The 25,498-nt window shown below is 73.9% G+C and carries 23 protein-coding genes; 11 read left to right on the top strand and 12 right to left on the bottom strand.

The features are described 5' to 3' along the window. The first annotated feature begins 78 nt into the window (after positions 1-78). The 5 genes from ACZ6W9_RS23040 to ACZ6W9_RS23060 are packed head-to-tail and all read left to right on the top strand — an operon-like array spanning position 79 to position 5,775. Positions 79-630: a 2Fe-2S iron-sulfur cluster-binding protein gene (locus tag ACZ6W9_RS23040; RefSeq protein WP_389964012.1), complete on the top strand. Its 552-nt coding sequence runs from the start codon at positions 79-81 to the stop codon at positions 628-630. Then, entirely contained in the window at positions 627-755 is a 129-nt protein-coding gene (locus ACZ6W9_RS23045; RefSeq protein WP_470119548.1) for a hypothetical protein, read from the top strand. Before ACZ6W9_RS23040 ends, ACZ6W9_RS23045 begins: the two co-directional genes overlap by 4 nt. Continuing rightward, the gene (locus ACZ6W9_RS23050; RefSeq protein ID WP_389964009.1) at positions 752-1,735 is read left to right on the top strand and encodes an FAD binding domain-containing protein; all 984 of its coding nucleotides are present in this window, start codon (positions 752-754) and stop codon (positions 1,733-1,735) included. Before ACZ6W9_RS23045 ends, ACZ6W9_RS23050 begins: the two co-directional genes overlap by 4 nt. Then, entirely contained in the window at positions 1,732-3,822 is a 2,091-nt protein-coding gene (locus ACZ6W9_RS23055; protein WP_470119549.1) for a xanthine dehydrogenase family protein molybdopterin-binding subunit, read from the top strand. Before ACZ6W9_RS23050 ends, ACZ6W9_RS23055 begins: the two co-directional genes overlap by 4 nt. Before the next feature lie 36 nt (positions 3,823-3,858). Beyond that, a complete protein-coding gene (locus ACZ6W9_RS23060; protein WP_470119550.1) occupies positions 3,859-5,775 on the top strand; it encodes an FUSC family protein in 1,917 nt (638 codons plus the stop codon). A 110-nt stretch (positions 5,776-5,885) separates the two neighbouring features. On the opposite strand, the gene ACZ6W9_RS23065 is transcribed toward ACZ6W9_RS23060, so the two are convergent. The 4 genes from ACZ6W9_RS23065 to ACZ6W9_RS23080 all read right to left on the bottom strand — a co-directional run bounded on the left by ACZ6W9_RS23065 (position 5,886) and on the right by ACZ6W9_RS23080 (position 9,443). Next, a complete protein-coding gene (locus tag ACZ6W9_RS23065; protein ID WP_389964000.1) occupies positions 5,886-6,875 on the bottom strand; it encodes a glycine betaine ABC transporter substrate-binding protein in 990 nt (329 codons plus the stop codon). Between the two features lie 67 nt (positions 6,876-6,942). Then, positions 6,943-7,776, bottom strand: coding sequence for an ABC transporter permease (locus tag ACZ6W9_RS23070; protein ID WP_389963998.1), 834 nt, complete (start codon positions 7,774-7,776; stop codon positions 6,943-6,945). Next, complete coding sequence (locus ACZ6W9_RS23075) at positions 7,766-8,803, bottom strand: ABC transporter ATP-binding protein (protein WP_389963995.1); 1,038 nt, start codon at positions 8,801-8,803, stop codon at positions 7,766-7,768. Before ACZ6W9_RS23075 ends, ACZ6W9_RS23070 begins: the two co-directional genes overlap by 11 nt. Further along, entirely contained in the window at positions 8,790-9,443 is a 654-nt protein-coding gene (locus ACZ6W9_RS23080; RefSeq protein ID WP_389963992.1) for an ABC transporter permease, read from the bottom strand. Before ACZ6W9_RS23080 ends, ACZ6W9_RS23075 begins: the two co-directional genes overlap by 14 nt. 122 nt (positions 9,444-9,565) lie before the next feature. Here ACZ6W9_RS23080 and ACZ6W9_RS23085 point away from each other — a divergent pair, with 122 nt between their 5' ends. Both ACZ6W9_RS23085 and ACZ6W9_RS23090 read left to right on the top strand, forming a co-directional pair. Beyond that, positions 9,566-10,411, top strand: coding sequence for an IclR family transcriptional regulator (locus tag ACZ6W9_RS23085; RefSeq protein ID WP_470119552.1), 846 nt, complete (start codon positions 9,566-9,568; stop codon positions 10,409-10,411). 108 nt (positions 10,412-10,519) lie between these two features. After that, positions 10,520-10,684: a hypothetical protein gene (locus ACZ6W9_RS23090; protein WP_389963986.1), complete on the top strand. Its 165-nt coding sequence runs from the start codon at positions 10,520-10,522 to the stop codon at positions 10,682-10,684. A 44-nt stretch (positions 10,685-10,728) separates the two neighbouring features. Here the strand turns inward: ACZ6W9_RS23090 and ACZ6W9_RS23095 are convergent, their stop codons facing one another. Beyond that, complete coding sequence (locus ACZ6W9_RS23095; protein WP_389963983.1) at positions 10,729-11,328, bottom strand: dihydrofolate reductase family protein; 600 nt, start codon at positions 11,326-11,328, stop codon at positions 10,729-10,731. After that, positions 11,325-12,215, bottom strand: coding sequence for a metalloregulator ArsR/SmtB family transcription factor (locus tag ACZ6W9_RS23100; protein ID WP_389963980.1), 891 nt, complete (start codon positions 12,213-12,215; stop codon positions 11,325-11,327). The genes ACZ6W9_RS23095 and ACZ6W9_RS23100 overlap by 4 nt, the downstream gene beginning before the upstream one ends. Before the next feature lie 334 nt (positions 12,216-12,549). Between ACZ6W9_RS23100 and ACZ6W9_RS23105 the strand changes: the two genes are divergently transcribed. The 3 genes from ACZ6W9_RS23105 to ACZ6W9_RS23115 all read left to right on the top strand — a co-directional run bounded on the left by ACZ6W9_RS23105 (position 12,550) and on the right by ACZ6W9_RS23115 (position 18,143). Beyond that, positions 12,550-15,717 (top strand): AfsR/SARP family transcriptional regulator, encoded by a 3,168-nt coding sequence (locus tag ACZ6W9_RS23105; RefSeq protein WP_389963977.1) that lies wholly within the window; start codon positions 12,550-12,552, stop codon positions 15,715-15,717. A gap of 132 nt (positions 15,718-15,849) precedes the next feature. Next, positions 15,850-17,313 (top strand): FG-GAP-like repeat-containing protein, encoded by a 1,464-nt coding sequence (locus tag ACZ6W9_RS23110; RefSeq protein WP_389963974.1) that lies wholly within the window; start codon positions 15,850-15,852, stop codon positions 17,311-17,313. 173 nt (positions 17,314-17,486) lie between these two features. After that, positions 17,487-18,143, top strand: coding sequence for a M15 family metallopeptidase (locus tag ACZ6W9_RS23115; protein ID WP_389963971.1), 657 nt, complete (start codon positions 17,487-17,489; stop codon positions 18,141-18,143). Positions 18,144-18,234: 91 nt separating this feature from the next. Here the strand turns inward: ACZ6W9_RS23115 and ACZ6W9_RS23120 are convergent, their stop codons facing one another. Continuing rightward, complete coding sequence (locus tag ACZ6W9_RS23120; RefSeq protein ID WP_389963967.1) at positions 18,235-19,074, bottom strand: helix-turn-helix transcriptional regulator; 840 nt, start codon at positions 19,072-19,074, stop codon at positions 18,235-18,237. Between the two features lie 348 nt (positions 19,075-19,422). Between ACZ6W9_RS23120 and ACZ6W9_RS23125 the strand changes: the two genes are divergently transcribed. Continuing rightward, positions 19,423-20,190 carry an SDR family oxidoreductase gene (locus ACZ6W9_RS23125; protein ID WP_470119556.1) on the top strand — a complete coding sequence of 256 codons (768 nt, stop codon included), beginning with the start codon at positions 19,423-19,425 and terminating at the stop codon, positions 20,188-20,190. 89 nt (positions 20,191-20,279) lie between these two features. Here ACZ6W9_RS23125 and ACZ6W9_RS23130 read toward each other — a convergent pair whose 3' ends face one another. The 5 genes from ACZ6W9_RS23130 to ACZ6W9_RS23150 form a co-directional block, all read right to left on the bottom strand. Further along, positions 20,280-21,164, bottom strand: coding sequence for a glycosyltransferase family 2 protein (locus tag ACZ6W9_RS23130; protein ID WP_389963961.1), 885 nt, complete (start codon positions 21,162-21,164; stop codon positions 20,280-20,282). Between the two features lie 151 nt (positions 21,165-21,315). Next, a complete protein-coding gene (locus ACZ6W9_RS23135) occupies positions 21,316-22,176 on the bottom strand; it encodes a MurR/RpiR family transcriptional regulator (protein ID WP_389963959.1) in 861 nt (286 codons plus the stop codon). Between the two features lie 195 nt (positions 22,177-22,371). Next, positions 22,372-23,628, bottom strand: coding sequence for a cyanophycinase (locus ACZ6W9_RS23140; RefSeq protein WP_470119559.1), 1,257 nt, complete (start codon positions 23,626-23,628; stop codon positions 22,372-22,374). Further along, positions 23,625-24,749: a M20 family metallopeptidase gene (locus ACZ6W9_RS23145; RefSeq protein ID WP_470119560.1), complete on the bottom strand. Its 1,125-nt coding sequence runs from the start codon at positions 24,747-24,749 to the stop codon at positions 23,625-23,627. Before ACZ6W9_RS23145 ends, ACZ6W9_RS23140 begins: the two co-directional genes overlap by 4 nt. Further along, positions 24,746-25,498 carry an amino acid ABC transporter ATP-binding protein gene (locus tag ACZ6W9_RS23150; protein ID WP_470119704.1) on the bottom strand — a complete coding sequence of 251 codons (753 nt, stop codon included), beginning with the start codon at positions 25,496-25,498 and terminating at the stop codon, positions 24,746-24,748. The genes ACZ6W9_RS23145 and ACZ6W9_RS23150 overlap by 4 nt, the downstream gene beginning before the upstream one ends.

A 25,498-nucleotide genomic window follows, 5' to 3' on the forward strand; every position in this document is an offset into this window, starting at 1 on the left:
AAGGACGGGACCGGTCAAGGAACCGTCAAGCGTCCGGCCGGGAGGTACACGGACGGCCGACGGGGTAGGGGAGCGCCCGTGAACGGCGAAACAGACATCACGGCGGCCGACGGGGTCCCGGAACCCGTCACGGCGGACCTCCTCCTGTCGGTGAACGGCGTCCCCCGCCCGGTCACCGTGGACACCCGCGAGACGCTGCTGGACACGCTGCGCGAGCGGCTCGGGCTGACCGGCGCGAAGAAGGGCTGTGACCACGGCCAGTGCGGCGCCTGCACGGTGCTGGCGGACGGCCGGCGCGCGCTGTCGTGCCTGACGCTCACCGTGACCGCGGACGATGTGGAGATCGTCACGGTGGAGGGACTCGCCGACGGCGACGCCCTGCACCCGCTGCAGGCCGCCTTCATCGAGAACGACGCCTTCCAGTGCGGCTACTGCACCCCCGGCCAGCTCTGCTCGGCCGCCGGCGTGCTGGCCGAGGCCGCCGACGGGTGGCCGAGCGCCGTCACCCCCGACCTGTCGGTCCAGCCCCGGCTGGACGAGACGGAGATCCGCGAGCGGATGAGCGGAAACCTGTGCCGGTGCGGCGCCTACCCCGGCATCGCCGCGGCCGTCGCGCAGGTGGCGCCATGAGGGCCCGTACGGCACGGCCGTACGGCACGGCGGCGCGGACGGTGCGGCCGTACGGCACGGCGGCGCGGACGGTGCGGCCGTACGGCACGGACCAGGGGACGCGGATGACGCGGGTGGCACGATGAGACCCTTCACCTACGAGCGGCCCGTCGACGTGCGGGCCGCGGTGGCCGCCGCGGCCGGACGGCCGGACACCGCCTACCTCGGCGGCGGCACGAACCTGGTGGACCTGATGCGGCTCGGCGTCGCCACGCCGCAGACCCTGGTGGACGTCACCCGGATCTCCTCCCGCGCGATCGAGGAGACGGACGGCGGCCTGCTGATCGGCGCGGGCGCCCGCAACGGCGACCTCGCCGCCGACCCGCTCGTCCGGCGGGTCCACCCGCTGCTCGCCCGCGCCGTGCTGGAGGGTGCCTCCGGGCAGATCCGCAACATGGCCACGGTCGCCGGCAACCTGATGCAGCGCACCCGCTGCCCCTACTTCCAGGACGTGACCAAGCCCTGCAACAAGCGGCGGCCCGGCTCCGGGTGCCCGGCCCGCCAGGGCGACCACCGCAATCTCGCGATCTTCGGTCACTCGGAGCACTGCGTGGCCACCCACCCCTCCGACATGGCCGTCGCGCTCGCCGCGCTGGACGCCCTCGTCCACGTGGAGGGGCCCGGCGGCGCTCGTACGGTGCCGATGCCGGGCCTGCACCGGTTGCCCGGCGACGAGCCGGACCGCGACACCGTCCTCGCGCCCGGCGAGCTGATCACCGCGGTCGAGGTGCCCCGCCTGCCGTTCGCGGCGCGCTCGCGCTACCGCAAGGTGCGCGACCGGGCGTCCTTCGCGTTCGCGGTGGTGTCGGTGGCGGCCGCGCTGGACGTGGCCGGCGGGGTGGTGCGCGACTGCCGCATCGCGCTGGGCGGCGTGGCCCACGCGCCGTGGCGGGCCGAGGCGGCCGAGGCGGCGCTGCGCGGCGCCTCGGCCACACCGGAGGAGTTCGCCCGGGCGGCCGACGCCGAGCTGGCCCGCTCCAGCCCGCTGCCGCACAACGCCTTCAAGGCGCCGCTGCTGCGCAACGTCCTGGTCCGTACTCTCACCGACATCATGGAGGCGCCGTGAAGACCGAGGCCAGGCCGTCCGTCGGCGCGGCGCTGGAGCGCGTCGAGGGCGTCGAGAAGGTGACGGGCCGGGCCCGCTACGCCTACGAGAACTTCCCGGCCGACCTCGCCTACGCCATGCCGGTGCAGGCGACCGTCGCCCGCGGCACGGTCCGCGCGGCCGACGTCGACGCCATCGTGCGGCTTCCCGGAGTGATCGCCGCCATCTGGCACGGCAACGCCCCCCGGCTGGCCCCGGCCGACAACGCCGAGCTGGCGGTGCTGCAGTCGGACCGGGTGGCCTACCGCGGCCAGTACGTCGCGGTCGTGGTGGCCGAGACGCTCCAGTGCGCTCGGGAGGCCGCCCGGCTGCTGCGGATCGACTACGACGCCGAACCGCACGACGTCGAGCTGCGCGCCGACCACCCGGAGATGTACCGGCCCGACCGCGTCAACGCCGGCTACCCCGCCGACAGCGAGCTGGGCGACCCGGACGCGGCGCTCGCCGGGGCGCCGGTCGTCGTCGACGCGACGTACCGCACCCCGGCCGAGCACAACAACCCGATGGAGCCGCACGCCACGGTCGCCGTCTGGCACGACGACGGCCTCGTCCTGCACGACTCCACGCAGGGGGTGTCCGCGCTGCGCCGGACGATCGCCCCGCTGTTCGGCATGCCGCCGGAGAACGTCCGCGTCATATCCCCGCACGTGGGCGGCGGCTTCGGCTCCAAGGGCGCCGCGCTGCCGCCCGTGGTGCTCGCCGCGCTCGCCGCCAAGCACACCGGCCGCCCGGTCAAGCTCGCGGTGACCCGGCAGCAGATGTTCGCGGTGACCGGCTACCGCACCCCCACGATCCAGCGGGTACGGCTCGGCGCGGACGACGACGGAAGGCTGACCGCGATCGTGCACGAGGCGTTCGAGCAGAGCTCCCGGCTGCGCGAGTTCGCCGAGCAGACCACCACCCCGACCCGGATGATGTACGCCGCGCCCGACCGGCGCACCACGCACCGCCTGGTCCGGCTCGACGTGCCGACCCCGTCCTGGATGCGCGCCCCCGGCGAGGCCCCCGGCATGTTCGCGCTGGAGTCGGCCATGGACGAGCTGGCCGTCGCCTGCGGGATCGACCCGGTCGAGCTGCGCATCCGCAACGAGCCCGCCGCCGATCCGGAGAGCGGCCTGCCGTTCAGCTCCCGCAACCTGGTCGCCTGCCTGCGCGAGGGCGCCCGCCGGTTCGGCTGGGCCGGCCGCGACCCCGCGCCCGCGGCCCGGGTCCGCGGCCGGATGCTCGTCGGCACCGGCGTGGCGGCGTCCACCTACCCGGCCTACCGGCGCCCCTCGCGGGCGAGCGCCCGCTGCGAGCCGGACGGCCGGTTCACCGTGCGGATCGCCGCCGCCGACATCGGCACCGGCGCCCGGACGGTCCTGACCCAGGCCGCCGCCGACGCGCTGCGCGTCGCCCCGGACCGGGTGCGGGTGGAGATCGGCGACACCGAGCTGCCCGACGCCCCGCTGGCCGGCGGCTCGATGGGCACCGCCTCCTGGGGGACGGCCGTGGTGCGGGCCTGCGAGGCCCTGCTGGACGAGCTCGACCGGCACGGCGGCGACGTGCCCGCCGGGGGGCTGGAGGCGGCCGCCGACACCGCCGAGGAGGTGGGCGGGCAGCGGGACTACGCCCGGCACGCCTTCGGCGCCCAGTTCGCCGAGGTGGGCGTGGACCCCGACACCGGGGAGACGCGGGTGCTGCGGCTGCTCGGGGTGTTCGCCGCGGGCCGGATCGTCAACCCCGTCACCGCGCGCTCGCAGCTCGTCGGCGGCATGACCATGGGCGCGTCGATGGCCCTGCTGGAGGAGAGCGTCATGGACCACGAGTTCGGCGACTACCTCAACCACGACTTCGCCCAGTACCACATCCCGACCGCCATGGACCTGCCCGACGTGCAGGCGTACTGGGTCGAGGAGGACGACCCGCACCTCAACCCGCTGGGCGTCAAGGGCATCGGGGAGATCGGCATCGTCGGCACCGCCGCCGCCGTCGCCAACGCCGTCCACCACGCCACCGGCGTCCGGATCCGCGACCTGCCGATCCGGCTCGACAAACTGGTGCGCTGAGCGCGCCGCGGACCCGGCCGCCGACGGTCGCCGACGATGCCCCGCCTGTTCCGCTCCGCCGCCGACCGGCTGGCCGACGCGGCGCCGGGCTGGCTGGTGGAGACCGTACGGCCCGCCCCGGCGAGACCCGCCTGGTGGCCGATGATCCGCATGGCCCTCGCGGTGACCGCCCCGCTCCTCGTGGGCGCCGCCGCCGGGAACGTCACGCTGGGCCTGCTGCCCTCCATGGGGGCGATGGGCCCCGGCCTGGCCGATCGGGGCGGGCCGTACCGGGAGAAGGTCGCCCGGATCGGCCTGGTCGGCCTCGGCGGGGCGGCGGGCTACGCCATCGGCGCGACGGTGCGCGGCCACGGCTGGTGGACCGTCCCGGTGATCATGGTGGTCTCGGTGGCCTCGGCGCTGATCAGCACGGTCGGGGCCAAGGGGTCGCTGGCGGGCCTGCAGCTCCTGGTGATGGCCGTGATCGGCAGCGGCATCCCGCTGCCCGGCGGCCCCCTCCCCGGGGCCGCGCTGTTCCTGCTCGGCACGGCCTGGGTGATCGTGCTCGGCGTGGCGGACCGGCCGCTGCGCTCGCGGAACCCTGAGGAGACCGCGACCGTCCAGGTCTACCGGGCGCTCGGCCGGTTGATCGACGACCGCGACGCCGGCGCCCTGGCCGCGTTCGACGCCGCGCTGGAGAGCGGCTACGACGCCGTCTTCGGCGCCCGCTCCGCCTCCGCGGGCCAGGACCCCGCGCAGACCCGGCTGATCGCGCTGCTGAACCAGGCGTCACTGATCCGCAACGCGCTGATCTCCCTCGGCCAGGAGGGGCTCGACCCGCCGGAGGAGACGGCCGCCGCCGTCGAGGAGATCGTCGCGGCGCTGGACGAGGGCCGCCCGCCGCACCGGCCGCCACGCCCCGGCGGCGACTCGCCCGCGCTGCGGGCGCTGAACTCCGCCGTGGACGGGGCCGTCGAGCTGGCCTCCGGCGGCGACGTCGAGGCCGAGCAGCTGCCGTACCGGCCGGTCGGCCACGGCGAGCGGTTCCGCAAGGCCTGGGCGAAGATGTGGTACGGCCACTTCACCCGCCTGTACGCCGTCCGGCTCGCCCTGTGCATGGGCGTGGCCGCCGCGATCAGCGGGTTCGGCCTGTTCGAGCGGTCCTACTGGATGGTGCTGACCGTCGCGCTGGTGCTCAAGCCCGACTTCGGGTCGGTGTTCGCGCGGGCCCTGCAGCGGGCCCTCGGCACGTTCGCCGGCACCCTCGTCGCCGTCGTGGTGCTCCTGGTGATCCCGTACGGCCCGCTGATCCTCGTCCCGATCGCGGTGTTCGCCGCGCTCATCCCGTACGGCCTGCAGCGCAACTGGGGGCTGATGTCGACCTTCCAGGCGCCGCTGGTGCTGTTCCTGGTGGACCTGCTGACCCGTGGCGGGCCGCGGCTGGCGGAGATCCGCCTGGTGGACACCCTCGCCGGGTGCCTGATCGTGCTGCTGCTGGGCTACCTGCCGTGGCCGGGGAGCTGGCACGCCCCGGTCCGGGGGGCCTTCGCCGACGCGGTGTCGGCCACCGCGCGCTACCTGCGCGACGCCTTCGACCCCGGCAGCCCCGACCGGCCGGTGCGCCGCCGCAGGGCCTACGAGGCCATGGCGGACCTGCGGGCGGTCTTCCAGCGCGCGGTGACCGAGCCGCCCGCCGTCAGCAGGCGGATCACCACCTGGATGCCCGCGATGACCGCGCTGGAGAAGGTGGCCGACACCACGGCCGCCACCGTGGCGCGCGCCGAGTACGGTGCGCCCCCGCCGCCGCCGGAGGCGGTGCGGACGATGGCCGACTCCCTGGAGGAGATCGCCGAGTCCATCCGCCGGCGGCGTGTCCCCGCCGAGCCGGGGCCCGCCGCCGAGGGCGCCCCGGAACGGCTGGCTGACGCGATCCGCGCGCTGCGCGACACCGTCTCGGGGCGCCACGCCTGCTGAGGGCGGTCCGTGCCGACACGGCGGGGCGGCCGGCCGTACCGCCGGCACCGTGACGTCCCGCGACGCCGTGCCGGCGGGCCGCCGCCGGGGCCTCAGCGGCCTCGGTGCCGTCAGGCCTTGCCGCCGAGGAAGCCCTGCTGGTCGAGCCAGTCGGCGGAGACCTTGCCCGGCTCCCGGCCCTCGACATCGACCTCGGCGTTGAGCTTCTGCATCGTGGCGTCGTCCAGCTTGGCGATCACCGGCTGGAGCACCTTCTCCAGCGCCGGGTACTTCTTGTAGACGTCCTCCCGCAGGGTCACGGCGGCGTTGTAGACCGGGAAGAACTTCTTGTCGTCCTCCAGCACGGTGAGGCCGAGGGAGGCGATGCGCCCGTCGGTCGTGAACACCTCACCGAAGTTGCAGGTCTTCCCCTTGTCCGTCTCGGTGTAGACGACGCCGGTGTCCAGCAGGCTGACCCGGTCCTTCGGGATGTCCATGTCGTAGGCCTTGGAAAGTCCCGGCAGGCCGTCGTCGCGGGTGGAGAACTCCGTCTCGATGCACAGCGTGACCTCCTCCGGCTTGGTCTTCGCCAGCTCGGCCACGTCGGAGAGCGTCTTGACGCCCAGCTCCTGGGCCTTCTCCGAGCGGATCGCCAGGGCGTAGGTGTTGTTCAGCGGGGTCGGGCCGATCCAGCGGATCCCGTTCTCGGCGAGGTCGGCCGCGGCGGTGGCCTTGAACTGCTCGGCCGAGTCCTGGATGGGCTTCGCGTTCTTCAGGTGCTCGATCCACCCGGTGCCGGAGTAGTCCCAGTACATGTCGATCGCCTTGGACTCCAGCGCCTTGCGGTTGGGGACGGTGCCGCCGAGGTTGGTCTTGTCGACGACCTCGGCCCCGTGCGCCTTCAGCACCTGCACCGCGATCTTGCCGAGGACGATGTTCTCGGTGAAGTCCTTGGAGCCGACGACGAACTTCGCCCCGGAGAGCTCGTCGCCCGCGGCGGCGGTCTCGACGGCCTCGGCGGAGCCGCAGGCGCTCACGGCGGTGAGGGTCAGCGCCGCGGCGGCGAGCGCGGCGGCCGTCCTGCGGAGGGGGGCCGTATCACGGAGGGGATGGGAACGCATGGAAAGGACACCTCTTCGTTCTCGTGTGGGGAAGGGACAGGGACCGGCCGGGCCAGGCCGTCCCGGGTCAGAGGCCGCGGGGTCTGAGCACGTCCTCGGCGAGCGCGCCGAGCCAGTCGATCAGGAAGGCGATGCACGCGGTCAGCACGCCGCCGACCACGGTGACGGGCATCCGGTTCAGCTTGAGACCGTTGATGATCAGTTCGCCGAAACCGCCCGCGGCGACGAACGCGCCGAGCGTGGCGACGCCGACGGTCAGCACGAGTGCGGTGCGCAGCCCGGCGAGGATCGCGGGCACGGCGAGCCTGAGCTCCACCCGGCGCAGCACTTGGCCCCTGGTCATGCCCATCCCGCGGGCGGCCTCGACGAGCGCCGGGTCCACCTGCTGGACCCCGACCATCGTGTTGCGCAGGACCGGCAGGACGGAGTACGCCACCAGCCCGACCAGCGCGGTCTGGAAGCCCACTCCCAGCAGGAAGGTGCACAGGACGAGGAGCCCGATGCACGGCACCGCCTGCCCGAGGTTGGCCGCGGTGAGGATGACCGGCGTGACGATCCGGTTGCGGGAGCGGGAGGCGACGATGCCCAGCGGGATCGCGATGACCACCACGAGCGCGGTCGCGGCGAGGGTCATCTGCAGGTGCTCCACGGCCTTGGCCAGGATCACCGGCCCGTTGAGACTGCGCCGTTCGATGGAGTCGAGATCCTGGGCGCTCACCCAGGCGTACAGGACGGCCAGTACGGCGCACACGGCGGCGGGGGTGAGGAGGAGGCGCAGGCGCGTGGCGCGCCGGGAAGGCCGCGCCGCGCCCGCGGTGAGGGCGTCGAGGGCTTCGGGGGTCCCTGGGGTCTCTGCCGCTTCGGAGTCGGGGACGCCGGCGGTGAGGGTGTCAGCGGCCACCGGCCACTGCCTTCTCCGGCGCGGGGAGGGAGGGCTCCGCCTCCGGCTCCCGCCCGGGGGACGGAGGCCGTCCGGTTCCCACGGCCCCGCACAGCGCGGCGTAGGTGAGGACGCCGGAGGGGGAGCTGCAGCGGTCGGAGCCGTGGGCGATCATGACGTCCAGGGCCTCGCGCAGGCTCGTCCCGGCCGCGACCTGCGGCAACCCGACCGGCTGGGGTGGCCCGGCCGGTGTCACGTCCTCCACGCGCAGCAGCGCGAGCCGCTTGAGCGTGGCGTCCTGGCCGACGAAGCCGGCGACGTAGTCGTCGGCGGGGTGGGCGAGGATCTCGGCCGGGGTGGCGTACTGCGCGATGTGCGAGCGCTCCCGGAGCACGACGATGCGGTCGCCCAGCTTGATGGCCTCCTCGAAGTCGTGGGTGACGAAGATGATCGTCTTGCGCAGACGCTTCTGCAGCCGGACGAACTCCTTCTGCAGGTGCTCGCGCGTGATGGGGTCGGTCGCACCGAACGGTTCGTCCATCAGCATCACGGGCGGGTCGGCCGCCAGCGCCCGGGCGACGCCCACGCGCTGCTGCTGGCCGCCGGACAGCTGGCGGGGGTAGCGGTCGTGGAACAGCGACGGCTCCAGGTTCACCAGCGAGAGGAGCTCCTCCACCCGCGCGGCGATCCGCGCCGCCGGCCAGCCCAGCAGCTTGGGCACCAGCCCGATGTTCTGCCCGATCGTCAGGTGGGGGAACAGGCCCACCTGCTGGATGGCGTAGCCGATGTGCCGGCGGAGCTCGTCGGGCTGCAGGCTCAGCACGTCCTCGCCGCCGATGCGGATCTCGCCCGACGTGGGCTCGACCAGGCGGTTGATCATCTTCATGGTGGTCGTCTTGCCGCAGCCGGACGGGCCGACGAAGACCACCAGTTCCCCGGCGGGGATGTCGAGGTCGATGCCGTCGACCGCGGGCGCCGGCTGCCCGGGATAGTGCTTGGTCAGCGCGCGCAGTTCGATGCGCGCGCCCTCTGTCTCAGTGTCGAACACGAAGCCCCCTGGGGACGGTCAGTCGGCGAACGGCGTAGAAGAACAGGTCGAACAGCACGGCGATGACCACGATGCCGAGCGTTCCCGCGAGCGTGGCGTTGAGAGCGTTCACCGACCCGAGCCGGGAGAGTCCCTCGAAGATCTGCGTACCGAGGCCCGGCCCGTCGACGTAGGCCGCGATCGCCGCGATGCCGATGATCATCTGTGTCGAGACGCGCACCCCGGTCAGGATCAGCGGCCAGGCCAGTGGGAGCCGCACCTTCATCAGGACGCGGGTACGGCTCATGCCCATCCCGCGCCCGGCCTCCACCGTGGTGGCGTCCACGCCGTTCAGCCCCGTCACCGTGTTGCGGATGATGGGCAGGAGCGCGTACGCGGTCAGCGCGACGAGCGTGGAGCCCCAGCCGAGGCCGGTGAGGGGGATCAGCAGGGTGAGCAGGGCGAGGGAGGGGACCGTCAGGACCGCCGCGGAGAGCGTCAGCGAGGCGTTCCGGGCCCTCGGCGTCTCGTGGACGAGGAGGCCCGTCCCGATCCCGACGAGCGCGGCGACGCCGATCGCGATCGCCACGGCGAGGACGTGTTCGGCGGCGGCCAGCGAGAGAGTGTCCCAGCGAGAGACCACGTACTCGCCGAAGTTCATGGGGGAACCACCTTCGCTTACGCTTGCAGGACTTGTAAACGTATGCGTTTGGTTGCATTCATCGCAAAATAAGTTGCAGCTGTCGCAACATAACGCAATGCTTTCGTTATGAACGGATGGGGATGAGCGAGAAGGCGGTGTCCTCGGCCGGGCTGCGCCGGGACATGGAGATCCTCGAGGTGCTCGCCGGTCACGGGGACGGCCCGGACGCCGACGGATTCGGCGTCAACTGGATCGCCCAGCGCCTGGGGAGGGAGAAGAGCCAGGTCTCACGGGCGCTGCGCGCACTCGAAGCCGAGGGAATGGTGGAGCGTGACCCGGTGACGCGCCGCTACCGCCTGGGCTGGCGGCTGTTCTCACTCGCGGCGCGGACCCAGCAGTCGAGGCTCGTCCGGGTGGCCGAGCCCTTCCTGCGGCATCTGGCCACGCTCTTCGACGAGGACACGCACCTGTGCGTGCTGCGCGGTGAGACGGTTCTCACACTGTCGTCGGTGCCGTCATCCCGGGCCTACCACCGGATCTGGGAGGGCGTCTCCGTCCCGGTGGTCATGGCGGCCGCGGGGCGGTCACTCCTCGCGGACTGGGAGGACGAGCAGATCCGCGGACTGCTCCGGGCCGCCCTCCCCGGCGGCCTGGACACCTCGATCGGCGGCGAGGAGCAGTGGCTGGCCGACATCGAGCACGTGCGGACCGCCGGGTACGCGGTGACCGACGTCGAGCTGGACGACAGCGCCGCCGGGGTGTCGGCGCCGGTGCGGGAGCACCGGGGACTGATCGCGGCCGCCATCAGCGTGTCGGTCACCCGCGCCGTCGCCGAGTCCCGGCTGAGGGAGATGGGAACCGCCGTCGCCGAGACGGCCCGCAGGCTCTCGGCTGCCCTGGGCCTGCCCCCGGGCGCCCCCGGCCCCGGTTCCGGCGCGGGCGGCGTGGACCGTTCCCCGGGTTCGGGGGAGTCCGCCCACGGCTGATGATCCCGGGGGTGTGACCGCCGCCCGCCGGAGGAATCGGCCGCCCGGCTGCGCGCCCTCGTCGATGGCTACGGCCTCGCCGGGGAGGCGCGCCCGGCGCTGGCCGCCATGCTGGGCCGCCGGGCCCGCGCCATGTACGACCTGCTGCGCGACGGCGCCCGGCGGGGCCGCGAGCCGTGGGCCCGCATCTGGACCGAGGACGGCCCCTACTGGAAGGCGACCGCCGACCACCTCGACGCGCACACCGCCCTGTGGGCCGCCGCGCTGCTGTGACCCGGCGTGAGGGCCGGCCCGGCCGTGGGCGGCGGCCGGCGGGGTCAGCGGATCCGGTCGTAGATCATGGCGATCTCGCCCAGCTCGCCGGCCCTCTGGTGGGTGAGCGCCCACTTCGTGGCCGGCAGGCCGTCGTCGAACAGCCGCGGCCCGCCCCCGGTGATCTCGGGGAAGATCATGAGGTGCAGGCGGTCGACGAGGTCCGCCGACAGGAGCGGTTTGATCACACTGGCGCTGCTGTTGACGAGGATGTCGCCCTCTCCGGCGGCCTTGAGCTCGGTGACGACGTCGGCGGCGGGGGCGTTCACCACGCGGGTGCGTTCCCACGGCGCTTCGGTCAGGGTGGTCGACAGGACCACCTTCTCCGTGTCGACCAGCCACTTGGCGTATCCGCGGTCACGCGGATCGGCGTTCTCGTCCCCGGCGACCGACGGCCAGTAGCCCATGAACCCCTCGGCGTTGTTGCGGCCGAGCAGCGCCGTCGTCGCGCCCTCCCAGATGCGGGTCATGTGGTCCCGCGCGACCTCGGTGGTCACATACGGGATGAAAGCCCCGAAGTCACCGGGTCCGCCGGGGCCGTGGTAGCGCCCGTCGAGGGTGAGGTTCAGGTTCGCGGTCACCCTGCGGCCGGTCTGCTCCGTCACTTCGTGCTCCTTGCGTCGATGCCGTGCTCGGTGTCGGTGTCGGTGGTGTCGTGGTCGGTGCCGTCGTCGTGCGGGTCCGCGGCGAGGATCGCCGCGAGCCTGTCGAGGCTCTGGCCGAAGCCGAGTTCGATGCCCGCGACGAAGTCCGCGGAGTCGACCGTGCTGCCGGTGATCCGCCAGTGGACGTCGAGGTCCGTGCCGGAGCCGGTGGGCCGGAGGCCCAGGTCGACGTGAGCGGTGAAGGCCGGGCCGCCGCCGGGGAGCAGTGGGGAGAGCCGGTAGGCCAGGTGCTCGGCGGGCCGTACGTCGTCGACGACCCCCTCCGCACGCCCGGCGACCGGGTCGGAGCCGTCGGTGTCCTCGATGTCGCGGTACTCGTGGACGATCCGCCCGCCCGGTCGCGCCTCGAACACGAGCTCGGAGACGCGCAGGTCGTCGGGGGTCCACCATCGGGCGAGCCGGGAGGTCTCGGTCAGGTGGCGCCAGATCGGCTCGGGACGCCCCGGCAGCGACCGGAAAAACCGGAACGAGCGTCCGTCGGCCCACCCGGGCTCCTGCGCGGCGAGCCGCTCCGTGTGGAGGCTGAGCCCGTAGCGGTCGTGGGTGGTGTGCGGGCCGTCGGCCCGGCCCGCGGTGTCGGCGAGTCCGGTGAGCGCGGCCGCCAGGTCCCGCAGGGGAGCGGGCCGGAGCGCGTAGACGCGGCGCTGGCCGGTGCGCTGGGAGGTGACGACGCCGGCGCGCTCAAGGGTCTGCAGGTGCTTGGTCGTCTGCGGCTGGCGTGCCTCGGCGAGCCGGGCGAGGACCCCGACCGGGCGAGGCCGTTCGGCCAGCAGGTTCACGAGCCGCCAGCGGGCCGGGTCGGCCAGCGCGGCGAGGAGTGCGTCCATGGCCATGATTATTCTCCAAGGAGAATATTCGTGTCAAGGAATAATTTTGCAGGCGTCACCGGAGGGATGATCCCCGGGGAAGACGGCCGCCGACCACCTCGACGCGCACACCGCTCTGTGGGTCGCCGCGCTGATTTGATCATGGAATCGACGCTCCGGCTCCCGAATCGGGACGCGGTCCCCGGCCGCAAGCCGGTTCGGGGGCCGGGTGCCGCTGTCGGTCCGGGAACCGGACGCCCCGCAGCGGAGGCCGCTCTATGGCGGTTTGTTCACATGGGGCACACCTCTAGGCTTAGAGATGGATCATGAGGCGGGCCCGTGCCAGTGTGAGCCCATGGAGTTCCGAATCCTCGGCCCCGTAGAGGTCCGGGAAGGCGCGCACCAGGTGGCGCTCGGTGGAGCCAAGCCACGGGCGCTGCTCGCCGCGCTGCTGCTGGAGGCAGGACACGTCGTTCCCGCCGGGCGGCTGATGGAGGTCGTGTGGGGCGACCGGCCACCGGACACCGCCCGCGCGGTCCTGCAGACCTACGTCTCCTCACTGCGCCGATCCCTCACCCGGGCCGGTCTGCCCCCGGTCATCGGCTCGCACCGCGTCGGCTACCTCGCCGAGATCCCGCCGGGAACGCTCGATCTGCACGTGGCCGAACACCGGATCGCCGAGGCGCGGTCGGCGGCGGCCGACGGACGGCACGAGGAGGCCGTCGCGTCTTTCCAGGCCGCGCTCGCGCTGTGGCGCGGTCCGGCACTCGGGGGCACCGGGGACGTGCTTCCCCAGATGGCGGGCCGCCGGTTGGACGAGCTACGACTCACGGTGACCGGTGAGCGGATCGCCGCCGAGCTGGAGACCGGCAGGCCGGACCGGCTGATCGGCGAGCTGACCGAACTGGTCGCCCACCATCCCCTGCACGAGGGGCTGCGCGGGCACCTCATGACGGCGTTGTACCGGGCGGGGCGCCAGAGTGACGCCCTCGCGGAGTTCCGGCGCGGCGCGGCGGCACTGGCGGACGAGCTCGGCATCGATCCCGGCCCGGAACTGCGCCGGCTTCAGGAGGCCATCCTGCGCGCCGACCCCGCCCTCGCCCGGCGCTCCCGCCTCGCCGTACCCGCGCCCCCCGCCGGACCGGCCCGCCCGTCCGGGCCGGCGGATCCACCGTCCCCCTCGCGACCCCCCGAACCCGCCGGGGTCCCGCCGCGGCCCGCGCAGGCCGCCGACGGCGGCACCGAACCCGTCCCGCCGAGCCTCGAAGAAGAGGAGAGGGAGAGGGTCCTCCCGCGTCAGCTGCCGCCATCCCCGTTCGACTTCACCGGGCGTGACACCGAGCGGGCGTCGCTGCGGACGGCGCTGACCCGTCCGGACGCCACCCCCATCTGTGTGATCTCCGGCCCCGGTGGTGTCGGCAAGTCGGCGCTCGCCCTGCGGGTCGCCCATGACATCGCCGACCGGTACTCGGACGGGCAGATCCACGTCGAACTGCGCGGCACCTCCGACACCGTCACACCTGACGAGGTGCTCGCCCGGTTACTGCGTGAGCTCGGCATCCCGGCCGGTGAGCTGCCCACCGGACTGGAGGAGCGGGTGAACCGTTACCGAACGCTGCTCGCCGGTCGCCGGATGCTGCTCGTGCTGGACGACGCGGCGGGGGAGCGCCAGGTCAGGCCGCTGCTTCCCGGCTCGCCCGGGTGCGCGGTGCTGGTCACCTCGCGGAACCGGCTGGCGGGACTGGCCGGCTCGCTGCTCACCGACCTGGGGGTGATGGACACGGAAGCAGGGCTGGAGCTGCTCGGCCGGATCGCCGGAGCGGACCGGGTCGCCGCCGAGCCCGAGGACGCGCGGCGGATCGTCGGGCAGTGCGGGGCGCTGCCGCTGGCCATCCGGGTCGCCGGCGCCCGGCTCGCCGCGCGCCGGCAGTGGTCGGTCGGGTACTTCACCCGGCGCCTCACCGACGAGCGGCACCGTCTGGACGAACTCGCCGTGGGTGACCAGGAGGTGCGGGCGAGCATCAGTCTGAGCTACGACCTGTTGTCCGAGCCGGCACGCCGCGCGCTGCGGTACCTCGGCTGGCTGGGACTGCCCCACTTCCCGGCCTGGGTGGCCGCCGCCGCCCTGGACGCCGACGACCTGGAGACCGACCGGCTCCTGGAACAGCTGGTCGACGCCTCACTGGTCGATGTGGAGGGCGTGGACGCCACCGGCGGCATCCGCTACCGCCTGCACGATCTCATCCGTCTGTTCGCCCGCGAGCAGGCGGAGGTGGATGACTCCGGCGACGGGCTGCGGGCCGCGGTGCGCCGGGTGCTCGGCAGCTGGCTGTGGCTGCTGGACCGCACCGGCGCGGCCGTCCCGCCGGGCACGCCGACCCTGCGCGCCGGACACCGGCACGCGGTAGCGGTCGATCCGGAGGTCGAGGACGCGGTACTGGCCGACCCGGCGGGCTGGATCCGTATGGAGGAGGAGAACCTCGCGGTCGGTGTGGAGCGGGCGGCGGCCGAGGACCTGGACGACATCGTCATCGAGGTGGCCTCGGCGACCTGCGCCTCCCCCATGATCTTCGAGAACAACTTCGTCTCGTGGGAGCGCATCCATGATGCCGCGCTCGGCGTCGTCCAGCGCACCGGCAACACCCTCGGCGAGGCGACGCTGCTGGCCTGCCTGGGGCAGGTCCGCCTGGAACAGGACCGGTTCACCGAGGCCCGCACGAATCTCGGCCGGGCACTGCGGATCTTCCGGTCCATCGGTGACGCCCACGGCGAACGCGTCGTCCTGGCGCTGATGGGCGGCGCCTGCCGGGAGCAGGGAGACCTGCCCGAGGCGCTGCGTTTCCTGGGCCTTGCGGAGGAGAAGTGGCGCGGCGAGGACGACGTCGCGGCGCTGGCACACGTGCTGCGTCTGAAGGGGGCGGTGCTGGTCGAGCGCGGCGAGCTGGAGTCGTCGGCCGGCCCCCTGGCGGAGGCACTCGACCTCTACCGGTCGGCGGGCAGTCTCCGCGGGGAGGGGCTGGTGCTGCGCACCATGGCGCTTCGCCACCTGGCCGGCGACGACCCGTCCGCCGCCGAGGAGGACGCCGGGCGGGCGCTGCGGATCTTCACCGAGCTGAATGACCGGCTGCTGGGGGCGCACGCGCGGCGCACCTGGGCCAAGGCCCGGCTGCGCCTCGGAGACCCGGCGGCGGCACGCGAGCCGCTGGAGGCCGCGCTCGCCGTCGCCCGGTCCATGGGGGACCGGTGGGGTGAGGCCCTCGCCCTGCGCACCCTGGGCCAGAGGAGCCTGGCCGCCGGCGAGCCCGCGGAGGCGGAGGCATTCCTGCGCGAGGCGATCGAGCGGTTCGCCGTACTGCGGCTGCCGCTGTACCGGGCACGCTGCCTGCGTGACCTGGCGGTGCTGCATGACAGCCGGGGGGAGGGCGCCGCGGCGCGCGCGGCACGCGCGGAGGCGATGGAGATCTTCCGTGACCACGGCACTCGCGAGTACGGCGAGCTGGCCGAGATCGCCGATGACCGGTGATTTCAGCGAGGCTGAAGAATTCCTCCAGCGGTTTCGCAGCCGATCGCGCCGGGTTGGAGAGCGTTTACAGAGCGGTTGAAGGCCGCGCGCCGATCCTCGTTCACAGCGGAAGCGAACGAGGAGGAGAAACCCATGAAGAACACGGGACACGGTGTGCGGCGCGTCGTCTGCGGGCTGGCGGCGGGCACGGTGGTGCTGGCCGGGCTACAGGCGGCGACGGTCACGCCGGCGTCCGCCGCCACCCGCGACGGCATCGTGGACGTGGCGAAGGCGGAGCTCGGCAAGGCGTCACGCAACGTCGAGAAGCCGGCCGGCAGCGGCTGTAACTACTACACGGGCTACTTCCGCACCTGGAAATCGGCCTCGGGTTGCGGCTCCGCCGACGGGGTGCAGTTCCGGGACAGCGACTGGTGCGCGGACTTCGCCAAGTACGTCTGGAAGAACGCCGGCGTGGCGTACGCGGACGTGCCGGAGACCTCCGGCGGCGTGCTGACCGGCTGGGCCAGCTCGTTCAAGGACTACGGGGTCGCGCACGGCACCTGGCACACCCGGGCCAGCGGCTACGCTCCCCAGCCGGGCGACTCGCTGGTCTTCGACTGGGACCACGACGGCGGCATCGACCACGTGGGCATCGTGACCTCCTCGACGGCGAGCACGGTCTACACCATCGAAGGCAACAGCGGCGACGCCACCCGGTCGAGGAGCTACTCGCGCTCGGACGCCGACATCGTCGGCTACTCGGCGCCGATCGTCGACAGTGTGCCCCCGGCCCCCACGGTGGTGGACGGGCGGACGCGGTTCGCGGATCTGGACGGTGACGGGCGGGACGAGCTCATCGGGATCTGGGCGGACGGGACGGTGCACGCGTACCGGAACGCGGGCTGGGATGCGGCCAAGGTGTACGACGGGGTGGACACCAAGGTGGTGGCGTCGGGGTTCACCGATCCGGAGCGGACGAAGTTCGCTGATCTGGATGGTGACGGGCGGGCGGAGATCATCGGGATCTGGGCGGACGGGTCGGTGCACGCGTACCGGAACGCGGGCTGGGATGCGCCGAAGGTGTATGACGGGGTGGACGTCAAGGTGGTGGCGTCGGGGTTCAAGGATGCGACGCGTACGACGTTCGCGGATGTGGACGGGGACGGCCGGGATGATCTGGTGGGTCCGTACGCCAACGGTGATGTGCACGTGTATCGCAACCTGGGCTGGGATGCGGCGACGGTGTTCGACGGCAACGTGCAGAAGGTCGTGGCGTCGGGGTTCAGCGCGCCGGGGACCAAGTTCGCCGACGTCGACGGGGACGGCCGGGCGGAGATCATGGCGTTCTACGCCAACGGTGATGTGCACGTGTACCGGAACCTGGGCTGGGATGCGGCCAAGGTGTTCGACGGCAATGTGCAGAAGGTCGTGGCGTCGGGGTTCGGTGACCAGTCGCGGACGAAGTTCGGTGACCTGGACGGTGACGGGCGGGCGGAGATCGTGTCGATCTTCGCGGACAAGACGGTGCACGCCTACCGCAACCTGGGCTGGGACGCCTCGCCCAACGTCTACGACGGCAACGTCCAGAAGATCGTCGCCTCCGGCTTCGACGCCTGAGTGAGGAAGCCCGCCGGCCGGGACCGCCATGACGGTCCCGGCCGGTCCCGCTCGGTTGAAGCGGATTTACAGCGAAGTTGAAGAGGCGCCGTCCATGGTGGTCCCGGCGGAAGGGGCCACCGGCGGCGCCACACGAGGTGCCGGATGCCGGACTCACTGGAAACGGAGCTTGAGTGGTGTACGAGCCGGTGTTGATGTCGGACCCGGTGGTCTCCGCGGTGCCGGTCCAGGACTGCGGGGAGCCGTTGGTGGACCTGCGGGGCTTCGGAGCGTTCCACCTGGACTCCCGGCTGGCCGACGACGCGGGCGCCTACGCCCTCCTGCGGCGAGGCGTCGCCGAGCGGCTGCTCGTCGCCCAGGAACTGCTGGAACCCGATCTCGCCCTGCTGGTGGTGGAGGGCTACCGTCCGCCCGAGCTTCAGGAGCGCTACTTCCAGGAGTCCGTCGACGAGCTGCGGACATCCCATCCCGGCTGGACGCAGAGCGCCCTGCGGCGCGAGGCGGGCCGCTACATCTCGCCACCCGAGGTGGCGCCGCACGTCTCCGGAGCGGCGGTCGATCTCACGCTCTGCACCCGGGAGGGCCTTGAGCTGCCGATGGGCACGGAGGTCAACGCGACTCCGCTCGGCGAGGACGGACCCTGCTACACCGCCTCACGGGGGATCTCCGCCGAGGCCCGGCGCAACCGCCGGACGATGGGCGGGGCTCTCGCCGCGGCGGGTCTGGTGAACTACCCGACCGAATGGTGGCACTGGTCCTACGGCGACCGCTACTGGGCCTTCGTCACCGGAGCCGGCCGGGCCGTCTACGGGCGGACGCGGCCGTCCTGATCACCGGGGAGCGCAGCGCCGGGGCGGGTTCCGGCGGGGCGGCGGCGCGGGCGGCCCCCCGCACGGCGCCGCCGGTCGCGGGCACGGCGGGTCAGCCGCGCCCGCTCCGGCCCGCGGCGGCGAGGGACGCGAGCTTCTCCGCCTCCGCCGAGTCCGGGGCCACCACGTAGACGACGATCAGCTGGTCGGGGTCGCCGGGCAGGGCCAGCGTCTCGTAGCCGACGTCGAGCAGGCCGGCGACCGGATGGCGGATCAGCTTGCGGCCGCCGGCCTTCTCCCGGACCGTGTGGTCCTCCCACAGGGCCCGGAACTCGGAGTTTCCCGCGGACAGCTCCGCGACCAGGGCGGCCATCCGGGGGTCGCCCGGGTGGCGCGCCGCGTCCAGCCGCAGGTACGCCGCGGTCTCGGTCGCGACCTCCGTCCAGCGCGGGTAGATCGTCCGGGCGGCGGGGTCCAGGAACGCCTGCCGGGCCATGTTGCGCTCGCCGGGCGGCATCGCGGAGAAGCCGGCGACGGCGTCGCCCAGCGCGTTCCACGCCAGGACGTCCATGCACCGGCCCAGCACGAAGGCGGGGGCCTGCAGGGCGTCCAGCATCATCTGGACCTGCGGCCGGACGGCGGCCGGGGCCGGCGGCTCCGCCTCGCGCGGCGGCCGGGCCAGGTCGTACAGGTGCGCCCGCTCGGTCGCGTCGAGCCGCAGCACGCGGGCGACCGCGTCGAGCACGGCGTCCGAGACGTTGTGCCCGCGTCCCTGCTCCAGCCGGACGTAGTAGTCGACGCTCACCCCGGCGAGCAGGGCGACCTCCTCGCGGCGCAGTCCGGGTACCCGCCGCCGCCGACCCGCGTCCGGCAGGTTCGCCTCCTCGGGCCGGATACGGGCACGGCGGGACCGCAGGAAGCCGCCGAGTTCGTCCAGATTGGTTCCCTCCATGCCCGCGACCTTAGCGGTGGTCCCGGTACGGCTCCGGCGCGGTGGCCCGCCACGGCACGGGCGGGAGCGGCCGGGTCGCGGCCCGCCGCGGCGCGGCGGGACCGGGGCCGCAGAGGAGGGGAGCGGCCGGGTGGCCGTCCCGTTGCCGAGGGACACCGTCCGCGAAGGTGGTAACCGCAGACCCAGGAAAACCAGTGCTCTGGGTAGACGGCGCGGCCGGCGGCAGAGTGGTCTCACACCGGGAGGACATCCCGGAGCGAGACCCCGGAGAACCCCAAGGAGATCCGGGCGGGGACCTCGCAGGACTTCACCGAACCATGCAGAACCTGGCAGAACCTGGAGAACACCGTGGACTACACCTCCCTTTCCGGCCGCACCGCCGTCGTCACCGGGGCCGCGAGCGGCATGGGCGCCGCGACCGCCCGGCTGCTGGCCGCGCACGGCGCCCGCGTGGCGCTGCTGGCCCGCCGCGAGGACCGCCTCAAGGAGCTCGCCGCCGAGATCGAGCGGGACGGCGGCCGGGCGATCGCGGTGGCCGTGGACGTCACCGACCAGGCGTCCGTCGACGCCGGAGTCGCCCGCGTCCACGCCGAGCTGGGCGCGGCCGACCTGGTGGTCAACGCCGCCGGCGTGATGCTGGCCAACCCGATCGACGACGGCCGCGCCGACGAGTGGACCCGGATGATCGACACCAACGTCACCGGCGCCCTGCGGATCATCCGCGCGTTCACCGCCGACCTCGTCGTCGCCGCGGCCCGCGGGGACGTCGCCGACCTGGTGAACATCTCCTCGATCGGCGCGCACTCGCTCTTCCCCGGCTACACCGTCTACGCCGCGACCAAGGCCGCGTTGACCCACCTGTCGGCGTCGCTGCGCACCGAGTTCGGGCCGCGGGACGTGCGGGTGACCAACATCGAGCCCGGCCTGACCGACACCGAGCTGGGCTCGCACGTCGACAACCCCGAACTGGGGGAGGAGGGCCTGCTCAAGGAGATGGCCGCCGCGCTCGGCTCGCTGTCGGCCGGCGAGATCGCCGACCTCGTCGCCTACGTGACCAGCCGCCCCCGCCACGTCAACCTGCGCCAGATCGTCGTCCTGCCCACCCGCCAGGCGTGAGCCGCGGAACCCCACCCGCCAGGCGTGGACCGCGGAACGGACGCCGCCGCGCCGTACGGCCGGCCCGTCCCGCCGTACGGGAACCGGCGCTAAACGATCGGCGGGCGGCCGGCGCGGAGCAGACGCAGCACCGTGGTCCAGGACATCGGACGGCGAGTCCCGTGCCCGCCCGCCAGACCCTCCCGCAGACCGGCGGCCCATACGGCGAGGTGCGCGCGGGACCGGATCCGGGCGACGCTGAGCAGCGTCCAGACCAGCAGGTAGACGGGGATCAGGGGGGCGGGCAGGCGGCGGTAGGCGAGCCAGACCCGGTTGCGGGCGACGAGCCGGTAGTAGCCGGCGTGCCGGGCGGGGTCGGTGGCGGGGTGGTGGACGACCACGCCGGGCGCGTACCAGCCGGTGCGGCCGAGGTCCCACAGTCGCCAGGCCAGGTCCACCCCCTCGTGGAAGAGGAAGAACCGGCCCGGCCAGCCCCCGGCCTCCTCGTAGTCGGCGCGGCGCACGAGGACGACGCCCTCGGCCATGACGGTGACGACGCCCGGCCGGGTCGCCTCACCGGCCCGCAGTCGCGGCACCCAGCGGCGCAGGGTGACCCCGGAGCCGGGATCGGCGATGCGCGGCTGGATGTAGGCCGCCCCGGGACGGCGGCGGGCCTCGGCGACGAGCCGCGCCAGCACGTCCGGGGCGGGCAGGACGGCGTCGTTGTCGAAGAAGAAGACGAACTCGCCGGCGCCGGGGCCGGAGAGGGCGTCGGCGCCGACGTTGCGGCCCCCGGGGATGCCCACGTTGGCGGGCAGGGCGACGGTGCGCACACCGTCCGGCACGTGGTCGGGCTCCACCCCGTTGCCCACGATGACCACGCGCAGATCGACTCCGCGCTGGGCGAGGAGGGACTCCATCGCCCTGGGGAACTCGGCGGGCCGGTCGTTCATGGTGAGGACCACCACGTCGACGGTGGCCGTCGGGCCGGTCATCGGTTCTCCTGTACATGGCTCGGCGCTCGGCGCGCGGAAGACGTCACCCGCCCGGAGGGGGTGGGGATCACCGGCCACCTTAGCGGTGTATCGGCGGAGGACAGCGGGTGAACGCCGATCCCGCCGCTCCCGGTCGACGCGGCGGCGCCGGTCAGCCGTACAGGCCGGCGGCGCGGGCGACCTCCTCGTTGCGGCGCAGGTGGTCGTGCCCGGCCGGGCCGAGGGCGGTCAGGACGCCCGCGACGACCGTCTCGATCACCGCCAGCGTGGGGACCAGGCTGTCGTACGGCGAGGGCGCCCCGACGTGGCCGGGCAGCACGACGTCGGCGATCGAGGCGATCGGCGACAGCCACGGGTCGGTGAGCAGCACCACCCGGGCCCCCCGGTCGCGGACGTAGCGGGCCAGCTCCAGCGACTCCGGCTCGTAGCGGCGGTAGTCGAGGACGACCAGGACGTCCCTGCGCCCGGTCCCCGCGAGGACGGCCGTACGCTCGACCTTCGCCTCGGGCAGCGGACAGACGTTGCCGCGCATCTGGATCAGGTGCAGGGCGAGGTAGTGGCCGAGGAGCCGGCTGAAGCGGCCCCCGGTGATGAGGATCCTGCGGGAGGGGTCGGCCAGCAGGTCGATCGCGGCCTGCAGGTCGCCGGGCGGCATGGCGGCGAAGGTCTGGGCGACGGACTCGCCGAACGCCCGGCCCGCCCGCTGCAGCAGTTCGGCCGAGGAGGAGTCGCGCGAGCCGTACCCGGTGGCCTCGTACAGGGTGGCCGGGGAGGCGTCGCGCTCGCCCAGCTCGGCGCGGAGGGCGTCCTGCAGCTCGGGGAAGCCCCCGAAGCCGAGCCGCCCGGCGAACCGGAGCACGGTCGGCGCGCTCACCCCGGCGCGCTCGGCCAGCCGGGCCACGGTCTCCAGCCCGGCGGCGGGATAGGAGGCGAGCAGGGCGCGGGCGACCTTGCGCTCGGCCGGGCTGCACTCGCCCAGCCGCTCCCTGATCATGTCGCTGATCCGCGCCATGCCGCGATTCCTTTCCCCGGGTGACGGGGCGGGGGCGCGACGCCCCCGCCGTGAAGATGATGTTCGCCGTCCGGCGCCGGTGTCCACCCGCGGCCGGACGCGGGTCCGCCCACGGCCCGCCGTGGTGCCCGTCGGCCGGACGCCCGCCCGCCGTGGTGCCCGCCTGCCGGGCGCCACGGCAGGCGGGCCACGCGGTCAGGCCGGTGCGACGGCCAGGCGCAGCCCGGTGAAGGACCCGTCGGTGCGGGAGCGGAACCCGTGCGGCTTGGTCAGCGTGACCGCGAAGCGCGGGCCGGTCTCCAGGGTGTAGCCGGTCACCGAGCGCGAGCGCCCGGCGGTGGCGAGGTCCCGGGCGACGTCGAACAGCTCGTAGCCGTCACCGGCGCCCGCGGGGGAGTCGAAGACGTCCTGGCTCGCCGGGCGGGCGGTCCGGTCCTCGGGCCGGTCGGGCCGCTTGCCGGGGGCGGTGCGCACCCCCTGGGGCGTCCACCGGTCGCCCCGGGTCAGGTGGCTCCAGCTCACGTCGTCGATCGACCACGGGTTCCGGGTGACGCGGGCCCGGGAGAGGTCGAGCACCGAGACCCCGTGCTCGCCGATCACCCGGACGTCCTCGCGGCGGGTGCCGACGCCGGTGACCAGCAGCGCGGTGTTCTCGTCCAGGCCGAACACCCGGTCGTGGCCGGTGTCGGCGGCCAGCCGGACGGCCCGGCCCTGCCTGCCGTACACCGAGAAGTGGGTGTCGAGCAGGCCGTGACGGAAGAACCCGAAGCCGCCGGCCGGGTGGTAGGCGAGGACGGCCGCGTCGTCGAAGTATCCGGGGCGGGCGCCGTCGCGCAGGCCCTCGTAGGACTCGCCGCCGGTCACCATGTCGGGCCCGGCCTGGATCTGCGCGCCGGCGCTGCTGCCCGCGACGACCGCGCCGTGCTCCAGCCGGTCGCGGACGGCCGCGAGGACGGGCGAGTCGCGGCCGTCGCGGATCATCGTCCGCACGTAGCGGTACTGGTCGCCGCCGCCGAAGAAGAAGCCGGTCATCGTCCGCACCTTCGCGGCCAGTTCGGGGGAGTCGGCGGCGTCGGGGTGGTCGAGGTCGATCGGCAGCCACTCGGCCGAGCCCGCGCCGTACCGGGTCAGCAGGCCGGCGTAGAACGCCCCGTTGGCCTCGCTGTTGGCCGCGTCGGGCGTGCCGGCGTCGGGGTCCTGGCTGGGCGGCACCGAGGCGGCGGTGATCACCCCGAACCGGGCGGCCGGGCCGCCCGCGCGGCGGACGATCTCGCCGTAGATCTCGGCGTTGCCGTCCTTCAGGCCGCCGCCGACGAGCACCAGCGTGCCGCCGCCGTCCCGTTCCCGGTCCTGTGCCTTCGCCTGTGCCCCGGCGGGCGCGGCGGCGGCCGTCGCGGCCAGCGCGCCGGCGAGGAACACGGCGGCGGCCCCCCTGATGAGAGCAGTGATCATGATGCCTCCGTGAGTCGTTCGATGAGGTCGGCCAGAAGGGTGACGCGGGGTTCGACGCTGGCCAGGTCGAGCCACTCGTCCTCGGAGTGGTCGGCGCCGCCGATCGGGCCGAGCCCGTCGAGGGTGGGGGTGCCGGCCCCGGCGGTGAGGTTGGCGTCGCCCACGCCGCCGGTGGCCGCCGCCTCCAGCGTGAAACCGGCGTCGCGGGCGATGGCGCGGGCCAGGTCGAGCATGCGCAGCGACGCGGGCGTGGTCTCCATCGGCGGGCAGACCGTGCCGCGCCGTACGGTGGCCCGGGTGCCGGGCACCTGCGGTACGGCGGCCAGCAGGTCCACGGCGTGCAGCGCGGCGTCCAGGTCGCGCAGGGCGCCCGCCCGGATCTCGGCCTCGATCGTCGCCTCGGGGCAGACGATGTTCGGCCGGGAGCCGGCCCGGACGACCCCGGCGTTGACGGTCACGCCGTCGGCCAGGCCGTTGAGCGCGTGCAGGCCGATGACCAGGTGGGCGGCGGCCAGGGCGGCGTCGGCGCCGCGCTCCGGCTCGATGCCGGCGTGCGCGGCCCGGCCCTCGACGGTGATCGTCAGGTCCGCGACGCCCTTGCGGGCCCTGACCAGGTCGCCGTTCTCGCGGGCGCACTCCAGGCAGAGCGCGTGGTCGCTCTCCCGGGCGAGGCCCTCGATGACCGCGCGGCTGCCCGCGCCGCCGACCTCCTCGTCGGGGGAGCAGCAGAGGATCAGCTCGTCGTACGGCTCCCGCCCGCGCCGCAGCACCGTCTCCAGCGCGTACAGCCCGGCGAGCAGGCCGCCCTTGTCGTCGCAGACGCCCGGCCCGTAGGCGCGGCGGCCGTCGGTGGAGAACGGGCGGGCGGCGGCGGTGCCGGCCTCGAAGACGGTGTCCATGTGGGCGAGCAGCAGGACGCGCGGGCCGCCCGCGCCGCGCCTGCGGCCGATCACGATGTCGCCCGTACCGGGGGAGACCGCACGGCGCTCGACCCGGCAGCCGAGCGCGGTCAGCCGCGCGGCCACGAAGTCGCCGACCTTGTCGACGCCGGCCGCGTCGTAGGAGCCGGAGTCGATGTTGACCAGGGTCTCCAGGTCGCTGAGGTAGTCGGCGAGGTTCATAGGACCTTCGACAGGAAGGCGCGGGTGCGCTCGTGCCGGGGCTCGGTGAGGACCTGACGCGGGTCGCCGGCCTCCACCACCACGCCGCCGTCCATGAACACGGCGGTGTCGGCGACCTCGCGGGCGAAGCCGATCTCGTGGGTGACCACGATCATGGTCATGCCGTCGCGGGCGAGGTCGCGCATGACGTCCAGCACGTCGCCCACCAGCTCGGGGTCGAGGGCGGAGGTCGGCTCGTCGAAGAGCATCAGCTTGGGCCGCATGGCCAGGGCGCGGGCGATCGCCACCCGCTGCTGCTGGCCGCCGGACAGCTGCCCGGGGTAGCCGCGCTCCTTGTCGGCGAGGCCGACCCTGGCCAGCAGTTCGCGGCCGTGCCGCAGGGCGTCGGCCTTCGACTCGCCGCGGACCCGGATCGGGGCCTCGACGATGTTCTCCAGCGCGGTCATGTGGGGGAAGAGGTTGAACCGCTGGAAGACCATGCCGATGTCGCGGCGCCGGCGGGCGATCTCCTTCTCCCGCAGCTCGTGCAGCCGTCCGCCGCGTTCGGCGTAGCCGACCAGCTCGCCGTCCACCGACAGCCGGCCGCCGTCGATCTTCTCCAGGTGGTTGACGCAGCGCAGGAAGGTGCTCTTGCCCGAACCGCTCGGCCCGAGCAGGCACATGACCTGGCCCTGCTCCACCGCGAGGTCGATGCCCTTGAGGACCTCCAGCCTGCCGAAGCGCTTGCGCACGTTCTCGGCCAGGACCAT

The sequence above is a fragment of the Streptosporangium sp. NPDC053982 genome (assembly GCF_055585205.1).

What these genes read in the sequence shown, in the direction of transcription:
- ACZ6W9_RS23045 (WP_470119548.1), top strand. Translation starts at nt 627, where the DNA reads ATGAGGGCCCGTACGGCACGGCCGTACGGCACGGCGGCGCGGACGGTG.
- ACZ6W9_RS23050 (WP_389964009.1), top strand. Translation starts at nt 752, where the DNA reads ATGAGACCCTTCACCTACGAGCGGCCCGTCGACGTGCGGGCCGCGGTG.
- ACZ6W9_RS23060 (WP_470119550.1), top strand. Translation starts at nt 3,859, where the DNA reads ATGCCCCGCCTGTTCCGCTCCGCCGCCGACCGGCTGGCCGACGCGGCG.
- ACZ6W9_RS23065 (WP_389964000.1), bottom strand. Translation starts at nt 6,875, where the DNA reads ATGCGTTCCCATCCCCTCCGTGATACGGCCCCCCTCCGCAGGACGGCC.
- ACZ6W9_RS23080 (WP_389963992.1), bottom strand. Translation starts at nt 9,443, where the DNA reads ATGAACTTCGGCGAGTACGTGGTCTCTCGCTGGGACACTCTCTCGCTG.
- ACZ6W9_RS23085 (WP_470119552.1), top strand. Translation starts at nt 9,566, where the DNA reads ATGAGCGAGAAGGCGGTGTCCTCGGCCGGGCTGCGCCGGGACATGGAG.
- ACZ6W9_RS23090 (WP_389963986.1), top strand. Translation starts at nt 10,520, where the DNA reads ATGCTGGGCCGCCGGGCCCGCGCCATGTACGACCTGCTGCGCGACGGC.
- ACZ6W9_RS23100 (WP_389963980.1), bottom strand. Translation starts at nt 12,215, where the DNA reads ATGGACGCACTCCTCGCCGCGCTGGCCGACCCGGCCCGCTGGCGGCTC.
- ACZ6W9_RS23105 (WP_389963977.1), top strand. Translation starts at nt 12,550, where the DNA reads ATGGAGTTCCGAATCCTCGGCCCCGTAGAGGTCCGGGAAGGCGCGCAC.
- ACZ6W9_RS23110 (WP_389963974.1), top strand. Translation starts at nt 15,850, where the DNA reads ATGAAGAACACGGGACACGGTGTGCGGCGCGTCGTCTGCGGGCTGGCG.
- ACZ6W9_RS23120 (WP_389963967.1), bottom strand. Translation starts at nt 19,074, where the DNA reads ATGGAGGGAACCAATCTGGACGAACTCGGCGGCTTCCTGCGGTCCCGC.
- ACZ6W9_RS23130 (WP_389963961.1), bottom strand. Translation starts at nt 21,164, where the DNA reads ATGACCGGCCCGACGGCCACCGTCGACGTGGTGGTCCTCACCATGAAC.
- ACZ6W9_RS23135 (WP_389963959.1), bottom strand. Translation starts at nt 22,176, where the DNA reads ATGGCGCGGATCAGCGACATGATCAGGGAGCGGCTGGGCGAGTGCAGC.
- ACZ6W9_RS23140 (WP_470119559.1), bottom strand. Translation starts at nt 23,628, where the DNA reads ATGATCACTGCTCTCATCAGGGGGGCCGCCGCCGTGTTCCTCGCCGGC.
- ACZ6W9_RS23145 (WP_470119560.1), bottom strand. Translation starts at nt 24,749, where the DNA reads ATGAACCTCGCCGACTACCTCAGCGACCTGGAGACCCTGGTCAACATC.
- ACZ6W9_RS23150 (WP_470119704.1), bottom strand. Translation starts at nt 25,498, where the DNA reads ATGGTCCTGGCCGAGAACGTGCGCAAGCGCTTCGGCAGGCTGGAGGTC.